This window comes from Actinomadura sp. NBRC 104425 (genome assembly GCF_030269545.1).
Lineage (GTDB): Bacteria > Actinomycetota > Actinomycetes > Streptosporangiales > Streptosporangiaceae > Spirillospora > Spirillospora keratinilytica.
Genome location: NZ_BSTN01000064.1, coordinates 1 through 5031, shown reverse-complemented (window position 1 = coordinate 5031; position 5031 = coordinate 1). Strand labels below are relative to the sequence as shown.

The 5031-nt window shown below is 72.5% G+C and carries 1 protein-coding gene; it reads right to left on the bottom strand.

Annotation, left to right across the window (positions count from 1 at the left end; translation table 11 throughout):
* Nucleotides 1-5003 (bottom strand): non-ribosomal peptide synthetase (locus QSK22_RS32975; protein ID WP_285498419.1); only part of this gene is annotated, 5003 nt, incomplete at its 3' end.
* Nucleotides 5004-5031: the final 28 nt, after the last annotated feature.

Genomic DNA, 5031 nt, shown 5'->3' with positions numbered 1-5031 from the left:
GGCACCGCCTCGACGGCGTCCACCGCCCCCAGATCCTCGACCGCGATCACCGGAACATCGGCAACCGACACGTCTTCGAGCAGGTCGCCGGTCGTGACGAGGGCGACCGCGCGGCTGTCGGCCAGCAAGAACTCCACACGCTCGGCCGGACTCACCGGATCGATCGGCAGATACGCCGCCCCCGCCTTCCACACACCCAACATCGCCGCCACCACGTCCACACCACGCGGCAGGCACAGCGCAACCAGCGACTCCGCACCCACGCCCAGGCCACGCAGGTAATGCGCGATCCGATTCGCCCGCGCGTCCAGCTCCGCATACGACAACTCGGCCTCGTCCGACACCACAGCAGGCGCGTCCGGAGTTGCCACCACCTGCCGCTCGAACAGCTCCACAACAGTCGAGCCCGCCGATTCCGTCGCGGTGTCATTCCACCCGCGCACCAAAAGGTCCCGTTCCTGCGGGTCGAGAACATCCACCGTGTGGAGCGCGACGTCCGGGCCGCCGTCGAGTGTCGTCGTGAGCGCGGTGACCAGGTTCCGTACCGCCGTGCAGAGCATCCGGCCGACGGCGTCCACGTCGACGGAGCTGACGGCCTGCACCGTGAGGCTCAGCTCTTCGCGGTCCGGGTCGTTCACCGCGATGCTCAGGGGGTAGTTGGTCTGCTCCTGAACGCGGACGATGCGGATGCCCTGGAAGTCATGTCCTCCGGGTTCGTTCACGCCCTGCGCGACATGCCGGTAGTTGAACAGCGACGTGAACAGCGGCGTGTTGCCCGCGATGCCGCTGGCCTGCTGCGCGACCGCCAGCGGCGCGTGCTCGTGCTCCAGCAGCGCCGCAAGCTGGCTCCGCATGTGCCGGACGGCGGCCCGTACCCCGGTCCGGCCGGTGCGCAGCCGGACGGGCAGGGTGTTGATGAACGGGCCGAGCGACCGGTCGGAGCCCTCGCCGGCGTTCATCCGCCCGAGCAGCAGGGTGCCGAACACCACGTCGTCGCGTCCCGACAGCACGGCCAGCACCCGGGCCCACGCCACGTGCATCACCGTGGCGGTGCTGACGCCGAGCCGCTGGGCGACCTGTCGCAGGGCGGAGACCACCTCGTCGGGAATCGGGAGCACCGTGGAGACGACGTCGGCGCCGTCGCCCCGCACGTCCATCAGCCCGTACGGCGCGGTCGGCTCGGTGACGTCGCCGAGCAGTTCGGCGAAGAACCGCTCGTGCTCGGCCGGTGCGACGGCGCGGGTCCGCGCGACGAAGTCGCGGAACCGCAGTGCCTTCGCGGGCCGGTCCGCCTCGCCGGACAGGACGGCGCGCAGTTCCCTCAGCAGCGCGTCCAGGCCCATGCGGTCCTGGACGAGGTGGTGCATGCGGACCGCGCCCAGCCACCGGCCGCCGGCGGTCTCGGCGATGTGCAGGTCCATCAGCGGCGCCCGGCCCAGGTCCATGGCGGCTCCCGCCTGGGTGAGGAGCGTGCCGACCGGGTCGGCGTCGGCCGGATCCGGCGCGTGCTGCACGATCGGCAGCGTCGCGCGCCGCCAGACCACCTGGACCGGCTCGCGCAGTCCTTCCCAGGCCATGCTGGTGCGGTAGATGTCGTGCCGGTCGACGATCTGCTGCAACGCCCGCGCGACCTCGTCCAGCCGTTCCCGCGAGTCGAACTCCAGCACCCGTACGGTGACGTACACGTCCGCGCCGTCGTCGGCGAGCAGGTGGTGGAAGAGCATGCCCTCCTGCAGCGGCGCCAGCGGGTATATGTCGCCCACGTTGGCGGCGCCGCCGTCGACACCTGCGACGATCCGGTCCACCTCGTCCTGGGACAGGTCCACCAGCGGCAGCATGTCCGGCGTGATCCGTTCGGCGTCCTCCGGGATCGTGCTCTCCGGTACGGGGGGTGCCTGGTCTACCACCGCGCGCGCCAGCCCCGCCGGGGTGGGCGATTCGAACAGCGCCCGCACCGAGACAGGCACTCCGCGTCCACGCAGGCGCTCCACGAGCCGGACCGCCAGCAGCGAGTGCCCGCCGAGGCGGAAGAAGTCATCGTCGACGCCGACCGATTCCACGCCCAGTACCTCGGCGAACTCCTCGCACAGGATCTCCTCCTGCACCGTCGCCGGTGCCCGCCCGGACCCGGTCGGGTACTCCGGGACGGGCAGCGCGCCGCGGTCGAGCTTGCCGTTCACCGTCAGCGGCAGCTCGTCCAGCACCACCACCGCGGTGGGCACCATGTACTCGGGCAGTCGGCCGGAGGCGAACTCCCGCAGGTCGCCGGGGTCGGTCCCGGTGCCGGGATCGGCGGGCACGACGTAGGCCACCAGCCGCGTGTCGCCCGGGACGTCCTCGCGCGCGACCACGGCCGCCTGCGCGACGTCGGACCGCGTGCGCAGCACGGCCTCGATCTCCCCGGGTTCGATGCGGAAGCCGCGCACCTTCACCTGCTGGTCGGTCCGGCCGAGGAACACCAGTTGCCCGTCGGTCGTCCACTTGACCAGGTCTCCGGTCCGGTACATCCGCTCGCCCGAGCCGAACGGGCAGGCCACGAACCGTTCGCCGGTCAGCGCGGGCCGCCCGGCATACCCGCGGGCGAGCTGTACTCCGGCGAGGTACAGCTCACCGGTCACACCGGGCGCGACGGGCTCCAGCCTGTCGTCGAGGACGTAGACGCGGGTGTTGGCCACCGGCGCGCCGATGGGCACCGGACGGCCGTCGTGCCCGGGGGTGCACCGCCAGGCGGTGACGTCCACCGCCGCCTCGGTGGGCCCGTACAGGTTGTGCAGCTCGACGTCGCCGAAGGCGGCGAAGAACCGCGCCTGCGTGTCGGGGGGCAGCGCCTCGCCGCTGCACACGACCATCCGCAGGCTCGGCAGCTCGCCCACCGCCGAGTCCAGCAGGAACGCGTCCAGCATGGACGGCACGAAGTGCAGTACGGTCACCTGCCGCGTGCGGACGAGGTCGGCGACGTATCCGGGATCGCGGTGGCCGCCGGGCCGCGCGATGACCAGCGTCGCGCCGGAGATCAGCGTGCAGAACAGCTCCCACACGGACACGTCGAAGACGGTCGGGGTCTTCTGCATCACCCGGTCGCCGGCGCCGATCCGGTAGTGGTCGCGCATCCACACCAGCCGGTTGACGATGCTGTGGTGTGAGACCAGCACGCCCTTGGGCCGTCCGGTCGACCCCGACGTGTAGATGAGGTACGCCGGGGAGCGCGCGTCGACCGCCCGGTCGGCGCGGCCGCCGCCGTCGGGGACCGACCATCGGGCGACGGCGTCCGGGTCGTCCAGGACCACGGCCGGCGCCGCGTCCTCCAGCATCAGCGCGATCCGCTCGGCCGGGTAGCCCGGGTCGACCGGCAGGTAGGCGGCGCCCGCCTTCAGGACGCCCAGCAGCGCGACGATCAGTTCGATGCCGCGGTCCAGCACCACCGCGACGACCGATTCCGGGCCGACCCCGCGGGCGGTCAGGTGGCGGGCCAGCCGGTCCGCCCGGGCGTCCAGTTCCGCGTAGGTCAGCTCCTCGTCCTCGAACACCACCGCGGTCGCGTCGGGGGTCCGCCGCGCCTGGGCCTCGAACAGCTCCGGCAGCGTCGCCAGCGCGATGTCGGCGGCCGTGTCGTTCCACCCGTCGAGCACCTGCGCGCGCTCGCTCGGGTCGAGGACGTCGACGGCGTGGACGGGCTGGTCCGGTGCCGCGGTCACGGCCTCCAGCACCCGCGTCCAGCGCTCGGCCAGGGATTTCACCGAACCGGCGTCGAACAGGTCCGCGGCCCCGGTCAGCCACCCGCGCATCCCGGCGGGCCGCCCCCGGTCGTCGAACGTCTCGCGCAGGTGCACGTCCAGGTCGAACCGGGCCGCGTCGGCCGGCCCGTCGAGCACCTCGGCGTGGACGCCGGGGAGGCTGAGCGCCGCGCGGTCGATGTTCTGCAGCGTCAGCATGACCTGGAAGAGGGGGTGCCGGGCCAGTGACCGGGACGGCGCCAGCTCCTCCACCAGCCGTTCGAACGGCACGTCCTGGTGGGCCAGCCCTTCCAGGCTCGCCTCGCGTACCCGTCCCAGCACCTGCCTGAAGTCCGGGTCGCCCGACAGGTCGGTGCGGATCACCAGCGTGTTGACGAAGAATCCGACCAGGTCGTCCAGGGCCTCGTCGGTGCGTCCGGCGACCGCCGATCCGATGGGGATGTCGGTGCCGGCGCCGAGCCGGGACAGGGTGACGGCCAGGGCGGCCTGCAGGACCATGAAGGGGGTGGCGCCTTCGGCCTGGGCGAGGTCGACCAGTCGTTCGTGCACCTGGGCGGGCACCCGCACCGGCACCGCGTGGCCGCGGTGGCCGGCCACCGCCGGGCGCGGCCGGTCCGTCGGCAGGACCAGCTCCTCCGGCGCGCCCTCCAGAGTCCGCCGCCAGTAATCGACCTGAGCCGACAGCAGACTCTTCGGATCGGACTCCTCACCCAGCAGCCTCCGCTGCCACAAGGCGTAATCGGCGTACTGCACCGCCAACGGATCCCACGCCGGGGCCTCGCCCCGAAGCCGCGCCGCGTATGCCGCCGCCAGGTCCCGCCCCAGCGCGCGATGGGACCAACCGTCGGTGGCGATGTGGTGGATCACCGTTGTCAGGACCCGCTCATCGGCGCCCAGGTCGAACAGCCACGCCCGGATGGGCATGTCGGCGGCGAGGTCGAACTCGTGCCGCGCGGCCTCCGCGATGGCGTCCCGCAGCTCTTCGGCCGTCGTCCGGCGGACTTCCAGGTCCCATGCCAGATCGCGGGCGTCCAGGATGTGCTGGTAGGGCTCGCCGTCCACGGCCGGGTAGACCGTGCGGAGCGGCTCGTGTCGGGCGATGACGTCGCGGAACGCCGCGTTCAAGGCCGCGATGTCCAGGTCGCCGGTCAGCCGTAGGACGAGCGGGATGTTGTAGGTGGGGCTGGGGCCTTCGAGCTGGGCCAGGAACCACAGGCGACGCTGAGCGAACGACAGCGGCACCCGCTCCGGACGCTTCCCCGCCCGCAACGGCAACCGCGCCCGACCCGCCTCCTCG